Genomic DNA, 22,601 nt, shown 5'->3' with positions numbered 1-22,601 from the left:
ATGTGCCGCCACATCGGGTACGTCGGCCCGCGTGTGCCGGTCGGCGGCGTCCTCGCGTCGGGCTCGCACTCGCTCGTCCATCAGTCGTGGGCGCCCACGGACATGCGTGGCGGCGGCACGATCAACGCCGACGGCTTCGGTGCCGCATGGTGGGACGGCGAGCGGCAGGGGCGGTACCGCAGCGCAGCGCCGATCTGGTCGGACCCGGCCGTCCAGGAGACTCTTCCGTTCGTGCACGGGCACGCCGTCGTCGCGGCCGCGCGTTCGGCGTCGATCGGGATGCCGGTCGAGCAGTCCGCGTCGCACCCGTTCGTCGACGGCCGATGGGCGTTCTCGCACAACGGGTTCGTGCCGGACTGGCGCCGGACGCTCGCGCCGTTCACGGCGGAACTCGGCACCGAGGAACTGTCGGCACTCGAAGCGCCGACCGACTCGGCGGCCCTGTGGCTCGTCGTGCAGCACCGGTTGCGGTCGGAGCCGCCCGAGGTCGTGCTGCCCCACCTCGTCGCCGAGGTCGCGGCGCGCGGGCCGGGCGCGCGGCTCAACCTGCTGCTGTCCGACGGACACGATCTGTGGGCGACCTCGTGGGTGCACTCGCTGTCGGTGCGGGTCGACGAGCACAGCGCCACCGTCGCATCGGAGCCCACCGACGACGACGCGCAGTGGAAGCCGGTTCCCGACCGGCATCTCGTCGTCGCGAGGCCGGGACGGCTCCTGGTGACACCCGTCGAGGTTCGGTCGTGAGGGCGCGCAGGCCATGAGTACCCGCCGGTCAGGAGGAGGAGTGCGATGAAGACCCCGACGCTCGAGGTGCATCTCGAGCCCAGCGATCTCGCCCGGTCGATGCGCAGCGAGGTGCGCGCCGGGCTCACGTCGGACCCGAAGTGGCTGTCGCCCAAGTGGTTCTACGACGCCGCGGGAAGCGAGCTGTTCGAGCGCATCACGGAACTGCCCGAGTACTACCCGACGCGCACCGAGCGCGCGCTGCTGGAGCGTTCGGCGGACGAGATCGCCGCGATCGCACGGCCCGAGGTGCTCGTCGAACTCGGGTCCGGGTCGTCGGAGAAGACGCGACTGCTGCTGGAGGCGGGCCGGCGCGCCGGGACCCTCCGTACGTACGTCCCGCAGGACGTCTCGGTGACGGCGCTCGAGGCCGCGGCCGAGAGCATCGGTGCGGAGTTTCCCGATCTCACGGTGCACGGCGTCGTCAGCGACTTCACGGGGTCGCTCGATCATCTGCCGTCCGGTGGGCGGCGCACGATCGCGTTCCTCGGCGGAACGATCGGCAATCTCGTGCCCGACGAACGCCGTGTCTTCCTCGCCTCCGTGGCGAGTGCGTTGCAGGGCGGCGAACACCTGCTGCTCGGGGCGGGGCTGGTCACCGATCCCGGCGTCCTCGTCCCCGCGTACGACGACGCCGCGGGCGTGACGGCCGAGTTCGACCGCAACGTGCTGCGTGTGCTCAACCGCGAACTCGGTGCGGACTTCGACGTCGACTCCTACCGGCACGTCGTCGTGTGGGACGCCGAGAACGAGTGGATCGAGATGCGGCTCGAAGCGCCCGGCGCGACCGTCGTGCACCTCGGCGCACTGGGCCTCGACGTGCCGCTGCGCGCGGGCGAGCAGATCCGCACCGAGATCTCCGCGAAGTTCACACCCGCGGGACTCACCCGCGAACTGGACGACGCCGGTTTCGACACCGAGCGGGTGTTCACCGATTCCGACGACAGGTTCGCGCTGGTCCTGGCGCGGCGACGACACGAGAGGAACGTATGAAACGCACTTCCAGCCGGTGGGGCCGAACTTCCAGTCGGTGGGGTTCGGTCACCCTCATGGCCGCCGCGGCGTCACTGGTGACGGCCTCGCTCGCGTGCGCACAGCCGGCACCCGACACGGGAAGCCTGGGCGCCGGCAGTTCGGATGCGGACGGTGGCGGCCCGGGCGGGCCCGAACCCGAGGACACGCTGCCCGGCCTCGACGTGAGCACGGTCCTGGACGGGCTCGAGAATCCGTGGGACGTCGTCGTGGCGCCGGACGGCGCGATCCTCACCGGCCAGCGCAGCGGTGGATTCGTCGTGTCGCGTCCGGACGGATCGACCGGGCCCGTCGAGGCGGATCTGCAGGACCTGTTCGTGGCGAGCGAGACCGGGCTGATGGGCATCGCGCTCGCACCGGATTTCGAGGACTCGCGCACGGTGTACACGTGCCAGGGCCACCAGGGCGACGTCACCGACATTCGAGTCGTGTCGTGGACGGTCGACCCCGAATGGACGGCCCTCACCCGGACGGGCACCGTCATCGACGGGCTTCCGACGGCGTCGGGCCGGCACGGCGGTTGCCGCCTGCTCGCGATGCCCGACGGCACGCTCTTCGTCGGCACCGGCGACAGCGCGTCGCCGACCGTGCCGCAGGACCCGGCCTCACTCGGCGGCAAGGTCCTGCACATCACTGCCGACGGCGCGCCCGCGCCGGGAAACCCCGATCCCGCGAGCCCCGTGTACTCCCTCGGGCATCGCAACGTCCAGGGCCTGGCGGTCCAGCCCGGCACCGATCGGCTGTACGGAGTCGAGCAGGGCACGTCGCGCGACGACGAGGTGAATCTTCTTCGCGCGGGAGCGAACTACGGGTACCGGCCCGATCGGCTGCCGTTCGTCTACGACGAGTCGGTGCCGATGACCGATCCCGTCCGGGTGCCCGGCGCCGTCGAAGCGGTGTGGAGTTCGGGTCCCTCGACCCTCGCGACGGCGAGCGGTGCGTTCGTCACCGGAGATGCGTGGGGCGAGTGGGACGGCTCGCTCGTGATGGGCATCCAGGAGGAAAGCAGGCTCGTGTTCCTCCGGCTCGCAGAGGACGGCGAATCGGTGACGCACCGTGCGGACGGGCTGGTCGGCGAGCACGGCCGGCTGCGGTCGGTGACGCCGCAGCCCGACGGCTCGCTGCTCGTCACGACCGACAACGGCGAGAACGACAGCGTTCTGCGTGTCTCCCCGGCAGGCTGACGGGCGGTGGTCACACGAAGGCGAGCACGCGGGCGGGTCCACCGGACCCGTCCGCGTGTGTCGGTGCTCCCACGACGACGGTCGCGCCGGCGGCGGGGACGAGATCGAGCCGGGCGAGTGCCTCGACGGCGTAGGCGCCCGAGCCGAGGGCCGCGATGTGGGCCGGGTAGCCGGTGTCGCGTCCCGCGTCGATGCTCAGCGTGTCGGAGCCGAGTGCGACGACGCCGCGCTCGTCGACGAGGAATCGTGCTGCGTCGCCTGCGAAGCCGGGAGTGTGCTGGACGCCGAGCGCGTCCTGGTTGGTGAATGCCCCGGGCTGCGTCACGCGGGTCTGCCAGCCCGAGTGCATCGCGACGAGTGCTCGCGGGGGAATCGCGCCGTGCGCCGACTCCCATCGGGCGATGTCGTCGAGTGTCACGAGCGTGTCGTGATCGCTCCCGGCGCGGTCGGCGATGTCGATCACGGCGAGTGGTGCGGTCAGGTTCGCGACCGGGATGGCCTCGACGGTCGTACCGTCCGGGTCGACGTGGACGGGCGCGTCCACGTGGGTGCCGGTGTGCTCGTCGTAAGCCAGTTCGTTCTTGTAGAAGAGCCCCGGCGGGCGGGGCAGCCCGAGTGATCCGGTCGCCGTCCCGCGGTTGTCGGCGACGGTGCGCATCGAGAACGAGCGCGATCCCGGCCACACCGGGAAACCGTCGTGCACGACGTGCGACAGGTCGATCACCGACGCGCCGCGTGGTGGCGGCTGCGCCGTCGCGAGGGCAGGGGCGGCCGCGACGGCGGCGACGCCACCCAGGCCGGCGAGCAGTGCGCGGCGCCCGAATCGGGGTGCGCCGGCGACGCGTGCGGCGACGTCGGGCGAGCACATCCGAACCTCCTCGATCGATGTGATGTACAACATACTGCGATCGCGGTGCGCATCTCGCCTCCCACTCCGTGTCCGGGAGTGTGAACCGCGGGTAAAACCGGACACGAGCGATTCGGTCGGATCGGTACCTTGTGCGACATTGATCGTCTGCGCAGGGGCGATCCACTCGATGGGAACCCTGCACTTCTTCCTGTCCCGCTCGAGAACCGGAGCCGACGTGACCGACCTGCTCGACAAGATCAACAGCTGGATCTGGAGCCCACCGCTCATCTACTTGTGCCTGATCGCGGGGCTGTACTTCACGATTCGCACTCGGCTCGTCCAGATCCGCCGAATCCCCGACATGGTCAAGCTGCTCTTCGCGGGGGAGAAGTCGCCGTCGGGTGTGTCGTCCTTCCAGGCACTCGCGATGTCGCTGGCGGGTCGCGTCGGCACCGGCAACATCGCCGGGGTCGCGACCGCGATCGCATTCGGTGGGCCCGGCGCCGTGTTCTGGATGTGGCTGGTGGCGTTCCTCGGCGCGTCGACCTCGTTCGTGGAGAGCACGCTGGGCCAGATCTTCAAGGAGAAGGACGGCAAGGGCGAGTATCGCGGCGGTCCCGCGTACTACATCGAGAAATGCATGAAGCAGAAGTGGTACGCGCTGCTGTTCGCCGGCGTCACCGTCCTCGCGACCGGCCTGCTGATGCCGGGCATCCAGTCGAACTCCATCGCCATCGCGATGGACAACGCCTGGGGGCTGCCGACGTGGGTCGCGGCGATCGCGATCGTCATCGCGCTGTCGTTCATCGTCGTCGGCGGGCTCAAGCGCATCGCGACGTTCGCGGGCGTCGTCGTGCCGTTCATGGCTGCGGCGTACATTCTGCTCGCGCTCGTCGTCGTGTTCGTGAACGCCTCCGAGATCCCCGAGATCTTCCGGCTGATCTTCTCGAGCGCGTTCGGTCTCGAGGCGGGCTTCGGCGCGGTCGTCGGCCTCGCTGTCGAGTGGGGCGTCAAACGCGGCATCTACAGCAACGAGGCGGGCCAGGGCACCGGGCCGCACGCGGCAGCGGCCGCCGAGGTCTCGCATCCCGCGAAGCAGGGTCTCGTGCAGGCGTTCTCGATCTACATCGACACGCTGTTCGTATGCACGGCGACGGCCTTCCTCATCCTGTCGACCGGGATGTACACGGTGTGGTCCGGTGGATCGCAGGACGGCGAGGTCCTCTACGACGGCCACCGCGGAGCCGCCGTGGAAGCGGGACCTGCGTTCGCGCAGAATGCCTTCGACACCGTGTGGAGCGGTGCGGGCGCCAGCTTCATCGCCGTGTCGCTGGCGTTCTTCGCCTTCACGACGATCGTGGCGTACTACTACATGGCCGAGACGAACATCAACTACATGCTGCGCGGCGTGCGCAACAAGTCGGTGCTGCCCGTCGCGACGCGCCTGCTGCAGCTCGCGTTCCTCGTCGTCACGGCGTGGGGAGCGGTGTCCACGGCCACCGCGGCCTGGACGGCGGGCGACATCGGAGTCGGGCTCATGGCGTGGCTCAACATCATCGCGATCCTCATCATCCAGAAGCCTGCTCTGAAGGCGCTGAACGACTACGAGCGGCAGCGGAAGTCGGGTCTGGACCCGCAGTTCGATCCTGTCGCGCTCGGTATCGAGGGAGCCGTGTTCTGGGAGAAGCGGCTCGAAGAGCGGCGGGCCGGCGAGGCCGACCCGGTCAGATGATCCGCATGTCCGAGTCGAACGTCCCGGCGTCCGCGTAGAGATCGTCCATCCCGTCCGAGCGGATCGTCGTCGTCAGCTGGATCATGAACAGTCCCTGCTGATTGCGAACGAGGACGTAGCGCGTGGTGCAGAACAGCGAACGCGACTCGTGCTCGTAGGTGCCCTCGACGAACAGCGACGGATGCCCGTGCCAGCGCTCGAAGCTGCGAACCTCCTCGTCCCAGGCGGGGAGGTTCGCGGTGTCGTAATGGGCTCGCCCGAGCAGGTCGCCGGGCGGCAGGATGCGTGAGAGACGACCCTGCAGGACGACGGCGTTGGGTGCCCATCCGTCGACGGCGCGCTCGGTGTTCGCGCGTGCCAGGTAGATTCCCCCGCCGCTCGCCACCGGGACGTTGTGCCAGCCGTCGAGTCCGGGGAGGAGCACGGTGGGGCAGTCGGGAGTTCCCTGCTCGCAGGGCGAGTACGTCGCCTCCTGCGATTCGATGTAGTCGAAGAGCTCCGTCGTCGTCATCGGTTTCCTCCCCCTCTGGTGCCCGCGCGGGCAGCACCGGACGCTATCAAAGCCGGGGGACTCGCTGCGACCGCGCTCGATCCTGACGTCGGTGGTCCGCGACGAGCATCGCGCAGTGCGCGCCCTGCGTTTCGAGCCAGTCGAGCCGTGCGGACGAGCCGCGGGTGATCGCCTCCACCAGTTCGCGACTGCGGTCGCTGCGGCGCGCTCCGATGAGGAGCTGCAGGTGAACGTCGTCACGCTTGACGTGCGGCGCGTTCCAGACAGCGTGTGCGGCAGCGACCTTGAGTGCATGGTCGCCGGTCGTCGCATGTCCGACGAGTGCGGGCACGCGGTCGGATGGGCACGCGTCGTGGATCGCGAGGGCGAGCAGCCTTCGCCGGAACATCCTCGGTTCGGGCGAGAGCAGGTAGCGCCGGGTCTCGACGTCGACGATGCGCGCCATGACGGGGGTCGGCAGATGGATGCGGGCGAGTAGCCATTCGACGGTGGCGGGGTCCGCGCTCAGTTCGAGCAGGACCGGAAGCGGGCACATGAGGTTCGCGCACGCCTCGCGCCGCACGTCGTCGTCGGGGTGCTCGAGTGCGAGCCACCCGACGAGATCCGTGTCGTGGCAGTCGCGCGCGACCATCAGTGCCGCGCGGCGCTGGATCGTCTGGTCGGGTCCGTACGACATCCCGGGGATCTCGGGGAGCGCGTCGATCGTGTACCCGGCGTAGGTCTCGGTCAGGAGCGATTCGACCGTGATCTGTTCGGCTCGATCGGAGGTCAGTCGTCCCGGCGTCCACCGGTCGGCGGTGATCGCGTCCGTGACGCGGGCGAGGAGCTGGTGGAGCGAACTCGCGATCGTCTCGGCGTTCCAGTACGGACTGCACAGACGACGGGGAATCCCGCGGCCTCGATGGGAGCGACGACGTCGGTTCCCTGGTCGCCCCACTGCACGACGACGTCGGGGTCGAGTTCGATGAGCGTCTCGACGTTGGGGACGAAGTCGCTGCCGGACACCACGGTCGAGTCGGCCGAGGGCGGGAAGATCGTGGCGAACATGCCGCCGCGGTTCGCGACCAGGGTCGACTGGTTGATGCCGACGATCCGGTCGTAGCTGCGATCGATCGCCGCGAAGATCGAGGGCGCGGGGATGACGGTGAAGGCGATGGTGTCGGCCGGTCCGTCGAGGACGACGGTCTCGCCTCGTTGGTCGACGATCTCGATTCGCTCACCGGAGCCGCTGCTCGTGGTCTCCTCGTTCGCGTCGCGGCTCGAGCATCCCGCCGCGAGGGCGAGCGATGCCGCGAGCCCCACTGCGACCCCCCGGCCGGTGGGTCGGGAGAGGGATCGGCGCGATGCTCGTGATCGCAGTGCCATGTTCCAACCGCCTGTTCGTTTTCGATGCGAAGCAGGGATTAGGTTAGCATTACCTTTGGTATGGGCAACGGGGTGAAGGTCACACTCCGGTCGAGGCGGTCAGGAGTGTGAAATGCGCTGAGCCCGAGAATCGTTCGATTCTCGGGCTCAGGAGAGGAGGTTCAGCGGGCGGCGGCGATCCGCGCCTTCTCGAGTGCGGCAAGGGTGCGCAGCACCGTCGCCTTCTGGTTTTCGAGGTTCTTCAGGCGGGCCTTCGCCGCGAGCCCGTTCGGCTCGCCGATCCGCGCGATCTGGGCGTCGACGGCGTCGAGCTGACCGAGGAGCCCCGTCACGCGCTCTTCGAGCTGCGCGACGTCGACCGTCGTACTCGCCGCGGCGCGCGCGGTGGTCGTGCGCGGAGACGATGCACGGGGGGAGGTGCGCGTCTCGGACTTCCGGGCGGGCTGCGCCGGGGCGTCGGACGACGGTGCTGCCGCGGTCTCGGCGCGCTCGACGACTCCTGCCGCGCGGGGCCGCAACGCTTTACGGACGGCCGCGGGATCGGGGAGTTCGGGGAGCCGGATCTCGCCGAGTTCGCGCCGGGCGTCGCGTGCTGCGAGGCGATGCTCGTACTCTTCGTCGTCGTCCGACTGGAGCGTTCCGCCGAGAGGGCGGAGACCGTACATTCCGACGAATTTGCGTGCCTCGTCGATGATCTCTTCCTTGTCGCGGCACGGGGAGCACCGCGGCTCGTTGCGATAGAGATCGACATCCTCGTCGCCGCCGCACCAGACGCACTGACCGGGACTCCAGCGACGGACGGTGCGAATGCGGTCGAGATCGGTGTCGGAAGAGTGTGCAGGGGTGGCCATGGTCTGCGCGTCGATCACGGGGTGCCACAGTAGGGCACGCGTCCAGTGCGCATGACACCGGGGTGATTTCGACGCCGGCGCAGTGACGTGGGTCATGACTCGTTGGCCCGCAGGAACATTCGTACCGACTGGTTCGCTCGGGCGCTACGCGCTCGTGAGTGACTTTCCGGCCTCTGGACCGGAAGGCCACTCACGAGCCGAAGGACTACGCGCTGCCGTTGAAGAGCGAGGTGACGGAACCGTTCTCGAAGACTTCCTTGATCGTGCGCGCGAGCAACGGCGCGATCGAGAGGACGGTGAGCGTCGGGAACTGCTTCTCCTCGGCGATGGGAAGCGTGTTGGTGACGATGACTTCCTTCGCGCCACACGACGACAGACGATCCTTCGCGGGGTGCGAGAGCACGCCGTGCGTCGCAGCGATGATGACGTCGCCCGCGCCGGCCTTGCGGAGGATGTCGACCGCACCCGCGATCGTTCCGCCCGTGTCGATCATGTCGTCGATGAGGATGCAGGTGCGTCCCTCGACCTCACCCACGACGCGGTTGGACACGACCTGATTGGGGACGTTCGGATCGCGCGTCTTGTGGATGAACGCGAGCGGCGCACCGCCGAGGGTGTCGGCCCACTTCTCCGCCACGCGGACGCGGCCCGAGTCGGGCGAGACGACGGCGATGTTGTCGGTGCCGTACTTCTCGCGGATGTAGTCGGAGAGCTGACCCTGCGCGTGCATGTGATCGACCGGGCCGTCGAAGAAGCCCTGGATCTGATCGGTGTGCAGATCGACGGTGACGATGCGGTCGGCACCGGCCGTCTTGAGGAGATCCGCGATGAGGCGCGCCGAGATCGGCTCACGCCCGCGGTGCTTCTTGTCCTGACGCGCGTACGGGTAGAACGGCAGAATCGCGGTGATCCGCTTCGCCGACCCGCGCTTGAGCGCGTCGATCATGATGAGCTGCTCCATCACCCACTCGTTGAGCGGTGCCGGGTGGCTCTGCAGGACGAAGGCGTCGGAGCCGCGGACCGACTCCTCGAAACGCACGAACGTCTCACCGTTCGCGAAATCACGCGCGGTCTGCGGGGTGATGCGGACGTCCAGTTCCTTCGCGACCTGCTCGGCCAGCTCCGGATGGGCGCGACCCGCGAAGAGCATGAGATTCTTCTGATTGTCGATCCAGTTCGCGGTCACTGCTCTCCAGCCATCCTTCGATTCGTGCGGTGGTGCTCGGTGGTCACTGCTGCCCGGCGGGTCGCCCGGCGGCGGTGTCGTCGTCGGCAGAACGAGCATCGGCTGCGACACGTGCCGCCTCCGCCGCCTCGGCTGCCGGAGTGCCGGCGCGATTGCGCTGCACCCAACCTTCTATATTGCGCTGCTTGCCGCCGGAGACCGCGAGTGCCCCCGGCGGAACGTCGACACGCAGCACGGTACCGGCGCCCGTGTAGGCGCCGTCGCCGACCTGGACCGGCGCGACGAACATCGTGTCCGATCCCGTGCGCACGTGGGATCCGACGACGGTGCGGCTCTTTCCGACGCCGTCGTAGTTCACGAACACGCTCGACGCGCCGATGTTGGAGTGATCGCCGATCGTGGCGTCACCCACATAGGTGAGATGCGGCACCTTGGTGTGTTCACCGATGTCGGAGTTCTTCGTCTCGACGAAGGCACCGATCTTGCCGTGGCCGCCGAGCCTGGTTCCGGGACGCAGGTAGGCGAACGGGCCGACGGTGACGCCGGGACCGAGGACGGACTCGGAGCCGTGGGTGCGGATCACGTGCGCGCCGTCGCCCACCTCGACGTCGGTGAGCGTCGTGTCCGGGCCGATCCGCGCGTCCTCGCCGACGGTCGTGGCGCCGTGCAGCGAGGTTCCCGGCAGCAGGGTCACGTCGGGGGAAAGGGTGACGTCGACGTCGACCCACGTCGTCGCGGGGTCGACGACGGTGACGCCGGCGCGCATCCACTGCTCCAGGACGCGTGCGTTCAGTTCGCGGCCGAGGTTCGCGAGCTGGACGCGATCGTTCGCGCCCGCCACGAGCACGGCGTCGGCGAGGCGATGAGCTCGGACGCGTCCGCCGGCCCGCCGCGCGATGGCGATGACGTCGGTCAGGTACAGCTCGCCCTGCGCGTTGTCGCTCCGCAACTGGGCGAGCGCCGAGCGGAGCGTCGCGGTGTCGAATGCGTAGACGCCCGAGTTCACTTCGGTGATCGCGCGCTGCGACTCGGTGGCGTCGGCTTCCTCGACGATCGCGTTGACGGCGCCGTCCGTCGTCCGCAGCACCCGGCCGTATCCGGTCGGGTCGTCCGCCGTCGACGTGAGCACCGTGACGCTCGCGGCCGGCTCCTCGGTGTGGGTGCGCAGCAGTGTCGTGAGGGTGTCACCGTCGAGGAGCGGGACGTCGGCGGAGGTCACCAGGACGGTGCCGTCGTAGTCGTCGGGCAGCGCGGCGAGCCCGCACGCGACGGCGTGGCCCGTGCCGTTCTGCTCGTCCTGCACCGCGAGCGCGACCCGGCGGCCGAGCCGCTCGCCCTCCGCCTCGGCCGCGGGGCCGACGAGGTCGCGGCTGTGGCCGACGACCGCGACGAGATGATCGGGGCCCACCGCCGCGGCGGCCTCCAGCGAATGCGCGAGCATCGATCGCCCGCCGAGACTGTGGAGGACCTTGGGAGTCTTCGACCGCATTCGCGTACCTGCACCGGCTGCGAGGACGATGACGGCGGTCTGAACTGGCATGAAACTCCCTTGCCTTCCGGAGGCGACGTCGTGCGATCGCAGCAGGTGACCGACCCGCACGAGTGCTCCGCCGCCAGGACTCGAACCTGAACTATCTGAACCAAAATCAGAGGTGCTGCCATTACACTACGGCGGACTGCCACGCGACCCGAACGTGTTCGAGCCGGTCGCGCGTGAAGAATACTCGCACGCCGTCCCGGCTCCGGTCGAACCGCCGCGCTCGATCGTACGTGCCGGTCGATAGCCTGGCGGAGAATGCCGCTTTCCCGGGAAGCGGCCCCGATCGCGAGGAGGTCACGTGTCGCGACCGGACGACACAGGAACGCAGGCGCCGCAGCGGGGCGTGCGCACCAGGATGACCGGCACCCAACGTCGCGAACAGCTCATCGAGATCGGGCGGACGTTGTTCGCCGAGCGCGGATACGAAGGCACCTCGATCGAGGAGATCGCGCAGCGCGCGAACGTCTCCAAACCCGTCGTGTACGAGCACTTCGGCGGGAAGGAAGGGCTGTACGCCGTCGTCGTCGACCGGGAGATGTCACGGCTGCTCGAGATGGTGACCTCGGCCCTGAGCAGGAATCGCTCCCGCGTCCGTGTCGAACGCGTCGCCCTCGCCCTGCTCACCTACATCGAAGAGCACACCGACGGTTTCCGGATCCTGGTGCGCGATCAGCCGGTCGCCGCGGCGGAAGGCACCTACTCGAGCCTGCTCAACGAGGCCGTCAATCAGGTCTCGCATCTCCTCGCCGCCGATTTCTCGCGACGTGGTTTCGATCCGGAACTCGCGCCCCTGTACGCCCAGGCACTCGTCGGCATGGTGTCGACGACCGCGACGTGGTGGCTCGACGACCGGACGCCGCCGAAGGAGGTCGTCGCCGCTCATCTCGTGAACCTGTGCTGGAACGGGCTCATGAATCTCGAGGCCGATCCGCCGACCCCGGCTCTCGAACCCTGACGGGCTCTCCGTCGCGGCGCGCGCGAGAACGCCACACCGCCCACCGCCGGTTCGTTAGTGTCCGAAAAGGGCTGGGAATCACCCTTTTTCGGTGCGCACGGTACCGAAAACGAACTCGGTGCGGGGGCATGGTGGGCAACAGATGGCTGACGAGAGCGATGATCGGGCTGGCCGGTGTCGCGGTCGCCGTCGGGGTGGGGGCGACACTGGTGGTCGGCGAGTTCGCGGGGGAGGTCGGGCACATCGCGATACCGCCCGACGACTCGGCCACGGCGCCCGACGACGAAGAGGCCGTCGACGTCCTCGTCATGGGGAGCGATTCGCGAGAGCAGCCGGGGGACTTCCTGCACGGCTCGCGCAGCGACGTCATGATGCTCGCGCACATCCCGCCGCCGGACCACGGGCCGGTTCGCGTCATGTCCATCTACCGCGACCTGTGGGTGGAACTGCCCGGCCGTGGCGCCCACAAGATCAATGCGGCGACGGCCTTCGGCGGTCCGGAACTCGCGGTACGCGCGGTGGAGGACCTCGTCGATACGCACATCGATCACACCGTGTTGCTCGATTTCGCAGGCTTCCGAGAGATCACCGACGCGATCGGCGGCGTGGACCTCGACAATCCCCGTGAGTTCGACGCGCGCGGACACCACTTCGACGACGGGCCGATCCATGTCGACGGCGAGGACGCGCTGACCTTCGTTCGGGAACGGTACGAGTTCGACGGCGGCGACTTCACCCGCGTCGACAACCAGCAGCTTTTCCTGCGTGCCCTGCTCGACGAGGTGTTCTCGCGCGAGATCGTCACCAACCCGGTCCGGCTCTCGGCGCTGCTGCGCGACGCAGGGCAGTATCTCTGGCTCGACGACGGACTGACGCTCCCGCGCATGGTCTCCCTCGCATCCCGCGTCGTCGACACGGGGCTCGGCGACGTCGAGTACTTCGCCGTCCCGGTCGCGGGCGTCGGAACCTCCGACGACGGCCAGTCGATCGTCCTTCCGGACGTGGCCGGGCTCGGCGAGCTGCGCGCCGCGTTCGACCGCGAGGATTTCGAGGACTACCTCGCCGGGCACTGATGCCGGACGTCGCCGCGGCACGACTCGGGCGGCCGGATCGGTAGACTGACGAGTCGTCGCTGCTCCCGATCGTCGTCGTGGCGGCGGTTGTCGTGTGCCGCTCGTGTTCAGGAGTAGGTAGGTGTCTTCCCTTCCGTTGTCGGACCGGCCCGTCGACGCTCCGCTCGGCGGACTCGCGGCCACCGCTCTCGCCGATCCCGCGCTCGCGGCGCTCGCCGATCGTGCGGGCGATGCCGCACTGGTCGCCCCGGCGGCGGCGCGCTCGCTCGTCGCGAGGGCGCTCGTCTCGCGAGGCCCGGTACTCGTCGTCACGGCGACCGGGCGCGAGGCCGACGATCTCACCATCGAACTCCGCGAGATGCTCGGCGCGCAGGTCGCGCTCTTCCCGTCGTGGGAGACGCTTCCGCACGAGCGGCTCTCGCCGAGCGCCGACACCGTCGGGCGCCGGCTCGAGGTGCTGCGCCGCCTCGCGCACCCCGACGAGGAGGTGCTCGGGCCGCCGCTGCGGGTCGTCGTGACGACGGTGCGCTCGCTGGTGCAGCCGATGGCTCCGGGGCTCGGCGACACACCGCCTGTCGTCCTGCGGGTCGGCAGCGAACACGACTTCGACGCGCTGCTCGAGCGGCTCGTGGAGATGGCCTACACGCGCGTCGACATGGTGGGCAAACGTGGCGAGTTCGCCGTCCGCGGCGGCATCCTCGACCTGTTTCCGCCGACCTTCGATCACCCCGTCCGCATCGAGTTCTGGGGCGACGAGGTCAGCGAGATCCGGCCGTTCTCGGTCGCCGATCAGCGGTCGATCCCCGAACTGGAGGTCGACGCCGTCGTCGCGACGGCGTGCCGCGAACTGCTGCTGACGCAGGACGTGCGCGACCGCGCGGCCGACCTCGCGCAGCAGAATCAGGCCGACGCCGCGCTCGTCGAGATGCTCGACAAGATGTCCGGTGGTGTCCCCGTCGAGGGGATGGAAGCGCTGCTGCCGGTGCTGCGCAGCGGTGAGCTCCAGCTGCTGACGGACGTTCTTCCCGAGCGCACGACGGTGCTCGTGTGCGACCCCGAGAAGGTGCGGGCCCGCGCGTCCGACCTCATCCGCAGCGGGCAGGAGTTCCTCGAGGCGTCGTGGAACGCGGCGTCGCTCGGCGCGGACGCACCGATCGACGCCGCGGCGCTCGCGGGCGGCGGCGTGGATCTCGGAGCATCGGCGTACCGGCCGCTCGGCGAGGTCCGCTCCCACGCCCGCGAGACCGGGCACGGCTGGTGGGTGATCGGTCCGCTCGCGTCGGGCAGCGAGGACGAGACCGAACTCGCGATCACGACGGCACCGCAGATCCGTGGTTCGGAGGAACTGCTCGCCGAGCTCTTCGTGACGTTGCGCGCCCACGTGACGACGGGTGGCCGCGCCGCCGTCGTCGTCGCCGGGTCGGGTACCGCGGAGCGGCTGCTGGAGCGGCTGCGCGACGCCGAGGTCCCCGCGGCGAAGGAGGACGCGGGCACCGAGCCGCCGCGCGGCCGCGTCGCCGTGATGTGCGGCTCGCTCCACGACGGCTTCGTGCTCGCCGGTACCGACGAGATCCCGGGGCTCGTCGTCGTCACCGAAGCCGACCTCACCGGCAACCGGGTCCAGGCGGCGGGGGACGGCAGGAGGCTGCCGGCCAAGCGCCGCAACCAGGTCGATCCGCTCGCGCTGACGGCGGGCGACATGGTCGTGCACGACCAGCACGGCATCGGCAAGTTCGTCGAGATGGTCGAGCGCACCGTCGGTGGCGCGCGACGCGAGTACCTCGTCATCGAGTACGCGGCGAGCAAGCGCGGTCATCCCGGGGATCGCCTGTTCGTTCCGATGGAATCGCTCGATCAGCTCTCGCGCTACGTCGGCGGCGAGTTGCCCGCGCTGAGCAAGCTCGGCGGTTCGGATTGGGCGAACACGAAACGCAAGGCCCGCAAGGCCGTTCGCGAGATCGCGGGCGAGCTCGTGCAGCTCTACGCCGCCAGGCAGGCGGCGCCGGGCCACGCGTTCGGCCCGGACACGCCGTGGCAGAAGGAGATGGAGGACGCCTTCCCCTTCACCGAGACGCAGGATCAGCTCACGGTGATCTCGGAGGTCAAGTCCGACATGGAGAAGGCGGTCCCGATGGACCGCGTCGTGGTCGGCGACGTCGGCTACGGCAAGACCGAGATCGCGGTGCGCGCCGCCTTCAAGGCCGTGCAGGACGGCAAGCAGGTCGCCGTGCTCGTGCCGACGACGCTGCTCGCACAACAGCATCTGCAGACGTTCACCGAGCGGATGGCGAACTATCCTGTCACGGTGAAGGGGCTCTCGCGCTTCACCGATGCCGGCGAGTCGAAGGAGATTCTCGACCGCATGGCGGTCGGCGAGATCGACATCGTGGTCGGTACCCACCGGCTGCTGCAGACGGGGGTGCGCTGGAAGGATCTCGGGCTCGTCGTCGTCGACGAGGAACAGCGCTTCGGTGTCGAGCACAAGGAACACATCAAGGCGCTGCGCACGCACGTCGACGTGCTCACGATGTCTGCGACCCCGATTCCCCGTACACTCGAGATGTCGATGGCGGGCATCCGCGAGATGTCGACGATCCTCACCCCGCCCGAGGAGCGTCACCCCGTCCTGACGTACGTCGGTGCGTACGAGGACAAGCAGGTCGCCGCCGCGATCCGGCGCGAGTTGCTGCGCGACGGCCAGGTCTTCTACGTCCACAATCGGGTCAGCTCGATCGACAAGGCGGCCAAGCGGATTCGCGATCTCGTCCCGGAGGCGCGGGTCGTCGTGGCGCACGGTCAGATGAACGAGGACCGGCTCGAGAAGACCGTGCAGGGGTTCTGGCAACGCGACTTCGACATCCTCGTGTGCACGACGATCGTCGAGACCGGGCTCGACATCTCCAACGCGAACACGCTCATCGTCGAACGCTCCGACGCGCTCGGTCTGTCGCAGCTGCACCAGTTGCGCGGCCGCGTCGGGCGCAGTCGCGAGCGCGGGTACGCCTACTTCCTGTACCCACCGGAGAAGCCGCTCACCGAGACGGCCTACGACCGGCTCGCGACGATCTCGCAGAACTCCGATCTCGGCGCGGGTATCGCCGTCGCGATGAAGGATCTCGAACTGCGCGGCGCCGGAAACGTTCTGGGCGCGGAGCAGTCAGGTCACGTCGCGGGCGTCGGATTCGACCTGTACGTGCGGCTCGTCGGCGAGGCCGTCGAGGCGTTCCGCGCGGCGGCGGACGGCACGCCCATCACGACCGACGAGGCGCCGAAGGAGGTGCGGATCGACCTTCCCGTCGACGCGCACATCCCGCCCGACTACGTGACGAGCGACCGGCTGCGGCTCGAGGCCTACCGCAAGCTCGCGGCGTCGAACGACGACGCCGCGATCGCCGCCGTCGTCGACGAACTCGTCGACCGGTACGGGCCGTTGCCCGAGGAGGTCCGCCGGCTCGTCTCGGTCGCGAAGCTCCGGCTGCTCGCGCGGGAGTACGCGGTCGAGGAGATCGCCGTCGTCGGCACCCAGATCAAGCTGTCGCCGCTCGCGCTGCCCGATTCGAAACAGCTGCGGCTCAAGCGGATCTACCCCTCGGCGCAGTACCGCGCGACGACGGGCATGGTGCAACTGCCGGTCCCGCGGGCCGGTGGCGGCGGCATCGGTGCCGATCGCCTCCGCGACACCGAACTGCTCCAGTACATCGCCGATCTGATCCTCGCCATCGACGGCCGGGCCGCGGGCGCCGTCGCGATGGAGGTGTGAGTGTGACGGTCGTCGTCCTCGATCCGGCGCGCCCGACCCAGCTGCCCATGGCGGCCCTGAGCGCCGTCGCCGGTGGCGTGGTGTTCACCGACGAGGTCCCCGGTGCCGTGCGCGAGCTGCTCACCGAGCGGTCCGCTGCCGAGACGGTGGTGACGACCGACGCGACCCGCAGCGACGTTCGCGCGCGCATCGCCGCGGGCGAGACCGTGATCGCGTCGCCGACCCGCAGCGGAGACGCGCTCGCCGAGGCGGCCGAGCTGATGGACCGGCTCTGGGGATACGGCGGCTGGGAGGTCACGCAGAGCCACGAGAGCCTGTCGCGCTATCTCGTCGAGGAGACCTACGAGGTGCTCGACGCGATCGCCGCGCACTCCGCCGGCGCACCGGGTGCGGCGGGCGATCTGCGCGAAGAACTGGGAGACCTGTTGTTGCAGGTACTGTTCCACTCCCGTATCGCGCAGGCGCGCGGCGACTTCGACGTCGACGACGTCGCGGGCACGCTCGTCGCCAAACTCGTGCATCGCAGTCCGCACCTCGCGCAGGAAGCCGCCGGCCCCATCGACATCGCCGAGCAGGAGCGCGCGTGGGAGGAGCGCAAGGCGGCCGAGAAGGCGCGGGGTTCGAGCATGGACGGCATCGCGACGAGCCAGCCCGCGGCGTCGCTGACCCGCGCGGTCGTCGAACGCGCGAGCCGCGCCGGTCTGCCGGACGAGCTGATCCCGACGGCACTGCTCGACGACGCCGCGGCACTCGCCGCGAGCGAGGCCGTGCTGCGCCGCGACGTCCTGGCGTTCGTCGAGCGCATCAGGGCCGCCGAGACCGCGTCTGGATGATGGACGGGGTGAGACGTTTCGGTTGGACGGCACGGCGAAGCAGTGTGGTGGCGGGACTCGCCGCCGTGGTGGTGGGGGTGAGTGCGTGCGGCAGCCTCGGGCAGCCGCGGCCCGAGATCCCCGAGGGGGTGCCTCCCGGACTCGGCGCACCGACTCCGCCCATCGACCTCGACGCGCCCGGCCGCTCGGCCGACCAGCTGCTCGGGTGGGCCGCGGAGCGCAGCGACGGTCTCGGCGTCGGCGTGACGGCGCTCTCCGCCTACGGCTACGCGGCGGCGGTCATGCAACGCGCCGCTCCCGAGTGCGGCATCGGCTGGACGACGCTCGCCGGAATCGGGAGCGTCGAGAGCGCGCACGGCACCCACGGCGGTGCCACCGTCGCACCCGACGGCTCGACGTCACCGCCGATCCGCGGTGTCCCGCTGGACGGCCGCCCCGGCGTCGCCGAGATCCCCGACACCGACGGCGGCGAGCTCGACGGTGACACCGAGTTCGACCGCGCGATGGGGCCGATGCAGTTCATCCCCGAGACGTGGCGGCAGTGGGGTGTCGACGCGAACGGCGACGGCATCGCCGACCCCGACGACATCGACGACGCGACGCTGAGCGCGGCCCGCTATCTGTGTGCGAGTGGGGGCGACCTCACGACGCCCGAGGGCTGGCACGCGGCACTCATGGCCTACAACCTCTCGGGCGACTATCTGCGGCTCGTGCGCGACCGCGCGAACGCGTACTCCGTCGGCGTGGCGCCCTGACAGCGCACCTCGCCTGCACTGCGGGCGCGCCTGACCATCGTCGCGACCGGGGAAGATAGGCTGTCACTCGGCGCGATCGTCGTGTGGTGGGTTCGCCCCAGCCTCGTCGCCCACGCGTTTGCCGGAGCCCACGAAGGAGAATCAGTCAGTGGCCATCATCGAACAGGTCGGAGCGCGCGAGATCCTCGATTCGCGTGGCAACCCCACGGTCGAGGTCGAGATCCTGCTGGACGACGGAAGCTTCGCGCGGGCCGCCGTCCCCTCGGGCGCCTCGACCGGCGAGCACGAGGCCGTCGAACTGCGTGACGGTGATGCGCGCTACGGCGGCAAGGGCGTCGAGAAGGCCGTCGAGGGTGTTCTCGACGAGATCGCTCCCGCCATCATCGGCCTGGACGCGACCGAGCAGCGCACCGTCGACCAGACGCTGCTCGACACCGACGGCACGCCCGACAAGTCGCGGCTCGGCGCGAACGCCCTCCTCGGTGCGTCGCTCGCCGTCGCGAAGGGCGCAGCGGAGTCGTCCGGCCTCGAGCTGTTCCGCTACCTCGGCGGCCCGAACGCCCACATCCTCCCCGTCCCGATGATGAACATCCTCAACGGCGGCGCACACGCCGACACGGGCGTCGACGTGCAGGAGTTCATGGTCGCGCCGATCGGCGCCGGCACCTTCCGCGAGGCGCTGCGCTGGGGTGCGGAGGTCTACCACGCACTCAAGGCCGTCCTGAAGGAGAAGGGCCTCGCGACGGGTCTCGGCGACGAAGGCGGCTTCGCGCCGGACGTCGCGGGCACCAAGGAAGCACTCGACCTCATCGAGAAGGCGATCTCGAAGGCGGGGCTCACGCTCGGCACCGATGTCGCGCTCGCGCTCGACGTCGCCGCCACCGAGTTCTACACCGAGGGCCGCGGCTACGCGTTCGAGGGCCGTGACCGCACCGCAGCCGAGATGAGCGAGTTCTACGCCGAACTGCTCGGCCAGTACCCGCTCGTGTCCATCGAGGATCCGCTGAGCGAGGACGACTGGGACGGCTGGGTCTCGCTGACCACCGACATCGGCGACAAGGTCCAGCTCGTCGGCGACGATCTCTTCGTCACCAACCCCGAACGGCTCGAGGACGGCATCGACAAGGGCGCCGCCAACGCGCTGCTCGTCAAGGTCAACCAGATCGGCACGCTCACCGAGACGCTCGACGCCGTCGACCTCGCGCACCGCAACGGCTACCGGTCGATGATGAGCCACCGCTCGGGCGAGACCGAGGACACCACCATCGCCGATCTCGCCGTCGCCGTCGGCAGTGGCCAGATCAAGACCGGTGCGCCCGCACGCAGCGAGCGCGTCGCGAAGTACAACCAGCTGCTGCGCATCGAGGAGAACCTCGGCGACGCCGCGCGCTACGCGGGCGACGTCGCGTTCCCGCGGTTCGAGCCCCGGAGCTGAGCGACCGGGACGCAGCACGCGGGGGAGTGACGACCGAACGAAGGACGAGCACACGATCGAGGTGAACCGAGTGGTGGTGTCGGGTGGCGGGCCGCGGTAGCCGGCGGCCGTCGGGCGCGGGTGCCCCGCGGGGCGACCGGCGGGGCAGGCGTCCCGCCGACCCCGCTGCTGCGCGCCGCTCGCGCACCACTCGGTCCGGCCCGGGAGGCGGGCGCAGCGACGGCGCGCCCACCTCCGAGTCGGGCAGTGTTCTTCCCGGTCGTGCCGGTCCGCGCCGCGTCGGTGCGGCACGCAACGGCAAGGCACGCCCGCCCACCGAGAACACGGTGTTCGGGCTCTCGACGGGCAAGGCCCTCACGCTCGCCGTCGTCGTCCTCGCGCTCGCGCTGACCCTCGCGATGCCGCTGCGGACCTATCTCACCCAACGCAGCGACATGCAGCGCGTCGAGGCCGAGCGGGTGCAACTCGAACACGATCTCGCCGAGCTGCGGGAGCTGCGGGAACGCTACGACGATCCCGCGTACATCGAAGCCGAGGCACGCAAGCGGCTGCGCTTCGTCCGGCCGGGCGACACCGCCTACCAGGTGCAGCTGCCCGGCGACTATCAGGAGCCCGAGCGTCGCGCCGACGAGGAGGCCGAGCTCACCGGGCCGTGGTACTCCGTGTTGTGGCAGTCGATCGAGTCGACGCCCGAACCCGACGAGCCTCCGCCGCCACCGGCGCCCGCCCCCGACGCCGCACCGCCCGAGACACGAGGAGTACCCGCCGGGTGACCGAGAACCCCAGTACCACACCGGATCCCAGTGAGGCGTCAAGTGAGACGTCCGCCGTCGACGAGGCCGATCTCGCCGTCGTCGAGCAGCAGCTCGGCCGCGCCCCCCGGGGTGTCCTCGCGATCGCGTACCGCACCCCCGACGGCAGGCCCGCCGTCGTGAAGACGGCTCCGCGGCTGCCCGACGGCACGCCCTTCCCGACTCTCTACTACCTGACCGATCCGCGGCTCACCGCCGAGGCCAGCCGGCAGGAGTCAGCGGGCGTCATGCGCGAGATGACCGAGCGGCTCGCACACGACGAGGACCTCGCGGCGCGCTACCGCGCCGCGCACGAGTCGTATCTCGCGGAACGTGACGCAATCGACTCCCTCGGCACCGACTTCACGGGCGGGGGCATGCCCGACCGCGTCAAATGCCTGCACGTGCTCATCGCGCATTCGCTCGCGAAGGGACCCGGCGTCAACCCGCTCGGCGACGAATCCGTCGCACTCGCCGCGGACGTCGGCAGGTTGCGCGGGACTGCGATCCCCGAGGACTGGCCGCGCCACAGCGCACTCACCCAGGAGGAGGACCGCTCGTGACTCGTGTCGCCGCCGTCGACTGCGGAACCAATTCGATCCGATTGCTCATCGCCGACCGCGACGACGACGGAACGCTTCACGACGTGGCACGTGAGATGCGCGTCGTGCGCCTCGGGCAGGGTGTCGACGCCACGGGACGGCTCGCGCCGGATGCCATCGAGCGCACGAGGGTCGCGCTCGATGCATACGTGAGCATGATGGCGGACGCCGGTGTCTCCGTCGGCCGGATGGTCGCGACGTCGGCGACCCGGGACGCGACCAATCGCGACGAGTTCTTCGCGATGACCCGTGAGGTGCTCGGGAGAGTCGTGCCGGGCGCGGAGGCCGAGGTGATCACGGGCGACGAGGAGGCGCGGCTGTCGTACGCCGGCGCCGTGGCCGGGTTCACCGGTGATCCCGCGCCGTTCCTCGTCGTGGACCTCGGGGGCGGGTCGACCGAGCTCGTCCTGGGCGAGGCGGGCGAGGTCGACGCCGCGTACTCCGCGGACATCGGCTGTGTGCGCATCACGGAGCGGGCGCTGCCGAGCGATCCGCCGACTGCCGCCGAAGTGGCGGCGGCACGCGAGTTCGCGAGCGAGCGGCTCGCACCCGCGTTCGCCGCCGTCCCGCTCGAACGGACACGGACGTGGGTCGGCGTGGCGGGAACGATGACGACGATCGCGGCCGTCGCGAAGAACCTGTCGCGCTACGACCCGGACGAGGTGGACCGCTCACGCGTGAGCCTTGCCCGGCTGCGTGAGGTGTGCGAGGAACTGATCGCGATGCCGCGAGCCGAGCGCGCGAAGCTCGGCCCGATGCACCCCGGACGGGTCGACGTCATCGGTGGCGGTGCGCTCGTCACGCTTGTACTCGCAGACGAGCTCGAGCGGCGCGCGGGCATCGACGAGCTCGTCGTGAGCGAGCACGACATCCTCGACGGCATCGCGCTTTCGGTGCACGCCCACTGACCTCGCGGCGTCACGTGGCCGAACAACCGCCGCACAGGTCGACGAGAGCGTCGTGCGTCCAGCCGTACAGATCGCGCAGGAGGTCGCGGACGAGCGCCACGGCGTGTTCGCTGCTCGCGGCCGCAAGGGCCGTCGCGAACGTTTCCCCGCAGCGATCGCACACGGCGACGACGCCGAGATCTTCTCGGCGTCGTACCATCGCCTCGTCCATGAACCCTCCCGATCGCCGCCACCGGAATGGCGCGCGGCGTACTCCAATTACAGAGGGTTTGCTGGTTACTCGCGAGTTGGAAACGTTCGCGCTCCGCGAACGGCGCCGATTCGGCGTCGAACGGGCGTACATTTGCCCGGATTCGGTGGTACGTCCCATGAATCGAGGAGTTGGGCGATTGTCCAGTTACTAGCTCTTCGTGCTGGACACCCGGCCCCCATAGCCCAATTGGCAGAGGCAGCGG

At 69.8% G+C, this 22,601-nt stretch carries 21 protein-coding genes and 1 tRNA gene; 13 read left to right on the top strand and 9 right to left on the bottom strand.

All coding sequences use genetic code 11. The features are described from left to right. Genes egtC through RR1_RS14695 form a run of 3 tightly spaced genes read left to right on the top strand, consistent with a single transcriptional unit; the run spans position 1 to position 2,999 of the window. A complete protein-coding gene (gene egtC, locus RR1_RS14705) occupies positions 1-744 on the top strand; it encodes an ergothioneine biosynthesis protein EgtC (protein ID WP_010839727.1) in 744 nt (247 codons plus the stop codon). A 45-nt stretch (positions 745-789) separates the two neighbouring features. Then, positions 790-1,776 (top strand): L-histidine N(alpha)-methyltransferase, encoded by a 987-nt coding sequence (gene egtD / locus RR1_RS14700; RefSeq protein ID WP_010839726.1) that lies wholly within the window; start codon positions 790-792, stop codon positions 1,774-1,776. Positions 1,777-1,832: 56 nt separating this feature from the next. Then, complete coding sequence (locus RR1_RS14695) at positions 1,833-2,999, top strand: PQQ-dependent sugar dehydrogenase (RefSeq protein ID WP_010839725.1); 1,167 nt, start codon at positions 1,833-1,835, stop codon at positions 2,997-2,999. A gap of 10 nt (positions 3,000-3,009) precedes the next feature. On the opposite strand, the gene RR1_RS14690 is transcribed toward RR1_RS14695, so the two are convergent. After that, positions 3,010-3,867, bottom strand: a complete 858-nt coding sequence (locus RR1_RS14690) for a cyclase family protein (RefSeq protein ID WP_040774839.1) — start codon at positions 3,865-3,867, stop codon at positions 3,010-3,012. Between the two features lie 217 nt (positions 3,868-4,084). On the opposite strand from RR1_RS14690, the gene RR1_RS14685 reads away from it, so the two are divergent. Continuing rightward, positions 4,085-5,581 carry an alanine/glycine:cation symporter family protein gene (locus RR1_RS14685; RefSeq protein WP_040774836.1) on the top strand — a complete coding sequence of 499 codons (1,497 nt, stop codon included), beginning with the start codon at positions 4,085-4,087 and terminating at the stop codon, positions 5,579-5,581. On the opposite strand, the gene RR1_RS22335 is transcribed toward RR1_RS14685, so the two are convergent. The 7 genes from RR1_RS22335 to RR1_RS14650 all read right to left on the bottom strand — a co-directional run bounded on the left by RR1_RS22335 (position 5,574) and on the right by RR1_RS14650 (position 11,170). Beyond that, positions 5,574-6,092, bottom strand: a complete 519-nt coding sequence (locus tag RR1_RS22335) for an LpqN/LpqT family lipoprotein (RefSeq protein WP_010839722.1) — start codon at positions 6,090-6,092, stop codon at positions 5,574-5,576. The genes RR1_RS14685 and RR1_RS22335 overlap by 8 nt on opposite strands. Positions 6,093-6,138: 46 nt before the next feature. After that, positions 6,139-6,768 carry a hypothetical protein gene (locus RR1_RS22330; RefSeq protein WP_010839721.1) on the bottom strand — a complete coding sequence of 210 codons (630 nt, stop codon included), beginning with the start codon at positions 6,766-6,768 and terminating at the stop codon, positions 6,139-6,141. 92 nt (positions 6,769-6,860) lie between these two features. Beyond that, positions 6,861-7,394 carry a TroA family protein gene (locus RR1_RS14670; RefSeq protein WP_010839720.1) on the bottom strand — a complete coding sequence of 178 codons (534 nt, stop codon included), beginning with the start codon at positions 7,392-7,394 and terminating at the stop codon, positions 6,861-6,863. Positions 7,395-7,618: 224 nt separating this feature from the next. Further along, the gene (locus RR1_RS14665) at positions 7,619-8,326 is read right to left on the bottom strand and encodes a hypothetical protein (RefSeq protein ID WP_010839719.1); all 708 of its coding nucleotides are present in this window, start codon (positions 8,324-8,326) and stop codon (positions 7,619-7,621) included. A 187-nt stretch (positions 8,327-8,513) separates the two neighbouring features. Next, positions 8,514-9,494 carry a ribose-phosphate diphosphokinase gene (locus RR1_RS14660; protein ID WP_010839718.1) on the bottom strand — a complete coding sequence of 327 codons (981 nt, stop codon included), beginning with the start codon at positions 9,492-9,494 and terminating at the stop codon, positions 8,514-8,516. Between the two features lie 43 nt (positions 9,495-9,537). Further along, positions 9,538-11,034, bottom strand: a complete 1,497-nt coding sequence (glmU, locus tag RR1_RS14655) for a bifunctional UDP-N-acetylglucosamine diphosphorylase/glucosamine-1-phosphate N-acetyltransferase GlmU (RefSeq protein ID WP_051111293.1) — start codon at positions 11,032-11,034, stop codon at positions 9,538-9,540. A 65-nt stretch (positions 11,035-11,099) separates the two neighbouring features. Further along, a tRNA-Gln gene (locus RR1_RS14650) sits at positions 11,100-11,170 on the bottom strand. Between the two features lie 219 nt (positions 11,171-11,389). Between RR1_RS14650 and RR1_RS14645 the strand changes: the two genes are divergently transcribed. From RR1_RS14645 to RR1_RS14605, 9 genes are all read left to right on the top strand, one after another. Next, positions 11,390-11,989, top strand: a complete 600-nt coding sequence (locus RR1_RS14645; RefSeq protein ID WP_010839716.1) for a TetR/AcrR family transcriptional regulator — start codon at positions 11,390-11,392, stop codon at positions 11,987-11,989. A 128-nt stretch (positions 11,990-12,117) separates the two neighbouring features. Then, the gene (locus RR1_RS14640) at positions 12,118-13,062 is read left to right on the top strand and encodes an LCP family protein (RefSeq protein ID WP_051111292.1); all 945 of its coding nucleotides are present in this window, start codon (positions 12,118-12,120) and stop codon (positions 13,060-13,062) included. 121 nt (positions 13,063-13,183) lie between these two features. Continuing rightward, entirely contained in the window at positions 13,184-16,822 is a 3,639-nt protein-coding gene (gene mfd / locus RR1_RS14635) for a transcription-repair coupling factor (RefSeq protein ID WP_010839713.1), read from the top strand. Between the two features lie 2 nt (positions 16,823-16,824). After that, a complete protein-coding gene (locus RR1_RS14630) occupies positions 16,825-17,655 on the top strand; it encodes a nucleoside triphosphate pyrophosphohydrolase (protein WP_010839712.1) in 831 nt (276 codons plus the stop codon). Beyond that, complete coding sequence (locus RR1_RS14625; RefSeq protein ID WP_238559066.1) at positions 17,655-18,410, top strand: lytic transglycosylase domain-containing protein; 756 nt, start codon at positions 17,655-17,657, stop codon at positions 18,408-18,410. Before RR1_RS14630 ends, RR1_RS14625 begins: the two co-directional genes overlap by 1 nt. 148 nt (positions 18,411-18,558) lie before the next feature. Next, positions 18,559-19,845, top strand: coding sequence for a phosphopyruvate hydratase (gene eno / locus RR1_RS14620; RefSeq protein WP_010839710.1), 1,287 nt, complete (start codon positions 18,559-18,561; stop codon positions 19,843-19,845). An 83-nt stretch (positions 19,846-19,928) separates the two neighbouring features. Then, complete coding sequence (locus RR1_RS14615) at positions 19,929-20,618, top strand: FtsB family cell division protein (RefSeq protein ID WP_072713646.1); 690 nt, start codon at positions 19,929-19,931, stop codon at positions 20,616-20,618. Further along, entirely contained in the window at positions 20,615-21,199 is a 585-nt protein-coding gene (locus RR1_RS14610; RefSeq protein ID WP_010839708.1) for a DUF501 domain-containing protein, read from the top strand. Before RR1_RS14615 ends, RR1_RS14610 begins: the two co-directional genes overlap by 4 nt. Further along, entirely contained in the window at positions 21,196-22,146 is a 951-nt protein-coding gene (locus RR1_RS14605; RefSeq protein ID WP_072713645.1) for a Ppx/GppA phosphatase family protein, read from the top strand. The genes RR1_RS14610 and RR1_RS14605 overlap by 4 nt, the downstream gene beginning before the upstream one ends. Before the next feature lie 10 nt (positions 22,147-22,156). Here RR1_RS14605 and RR1_RS14600 read toward each other — a convergent pair whose 3' ends face one another. Further along, entirely contained in the window at positions 22,157-22,357 is a 201-nt protein-coding gene (locus tag RR1_RS14600; protein WP_010838939.1) for a hypothetical protein, read from the bottom strand. Positions 22,358-22,601: the final 244 nt, after the last annotated feature.

The organism is Rhodococcus rhodnii NBRC 100604 (assembly GCF_001894925.1).
GTDB lineage: Bacteria > Actinomycetota > Actinomycetes > Mycobacteriales > Mycobacteriaceae > Rhodococcus_F > Rhodococcus_F rhodnii.
The sequence above is the reverse complement of the archived record's forward strand: the minus strand, read 5'-3'. Positions and strand labels throughout refer to the sequence as shown.

Bases quoted from the DNA above. Each gene is read 5' to 3' on its own strand.
- RR1_RS14625 (WP_238559066.1), top strand. From the start codon at position 17,655: ATGGACGGGGTGAGACGTTTCGGTTGGACGGCACGGCGAAGCAGTGTG.
- RR1_RS14645 (WP_010839716.1), top strand. From the start codon at position 11,390: ATGACCGGCACCCAACGTCGCGAACAGCTCATCGAGATCGGGCGGACG.
- RR1_RS14695 (WP_010839725.1), top strand. From the start codon at position 1,833: ATGGCCGCCGCGGCGTCACTGGTGACGGCCTCGCTCGCGTGCGCACAG.
- RR1_RS22335 (WP_010839722.1), bottom strand. From the start codon at position 6,092: ATGACGACGACGGAGCTCTTCGACTACATCGAATCGCAGGAGGCGACG.
- egtD (WP_010839726.1), top strand. From the start codon at position 790: ATGAAGACCCCGACGCTCGAGGTGCATCTCGAGCCCAGCGATCTCGCC.
- glmU (WP_051111293.1), bottom strand. From the start codon at position 11,034: ATGCCAGTTCAGACCGCCGTCATCGTCCTCGCAGCCGGTGCAGGTACG.
- RR1_RS14600 (WP_010838939.1), bottom strand. From the start codon at position 22,357: ATGGACGAGGCGATGGTACGACGCCGAGAAGATCTCGGCGTCGTCGCC.
- RR1_RS22330 (WP_010839721.1), bottom strand. From the start codon at position 6,768: ATGTCGTACGGACCCGACCAGACGATCCAGCGCCGCGCGGCACTGATG.
- RR1_RS14640 (WP_051111292.1), top strand. From the start codon at position 12,118: ATGGTGGGCAACAGATGGCTGACGAGAGCGATGATCGGGCTGGCCGGT.
- egtC (WP_010839727.1), top strand. From the start codon at position 1: ATGTGCCGCCACATCGGGTACGTCGGCCCGCGTGTGCCGGTCGGCGGC.
- RR1_RS14690 (WP_040774839.1), bottom strand. From the start codon at position 3,867: ATGTGCTCGCCCGACGTCGCCGCACGCGTCGCCGGCGCACCCCGATTC.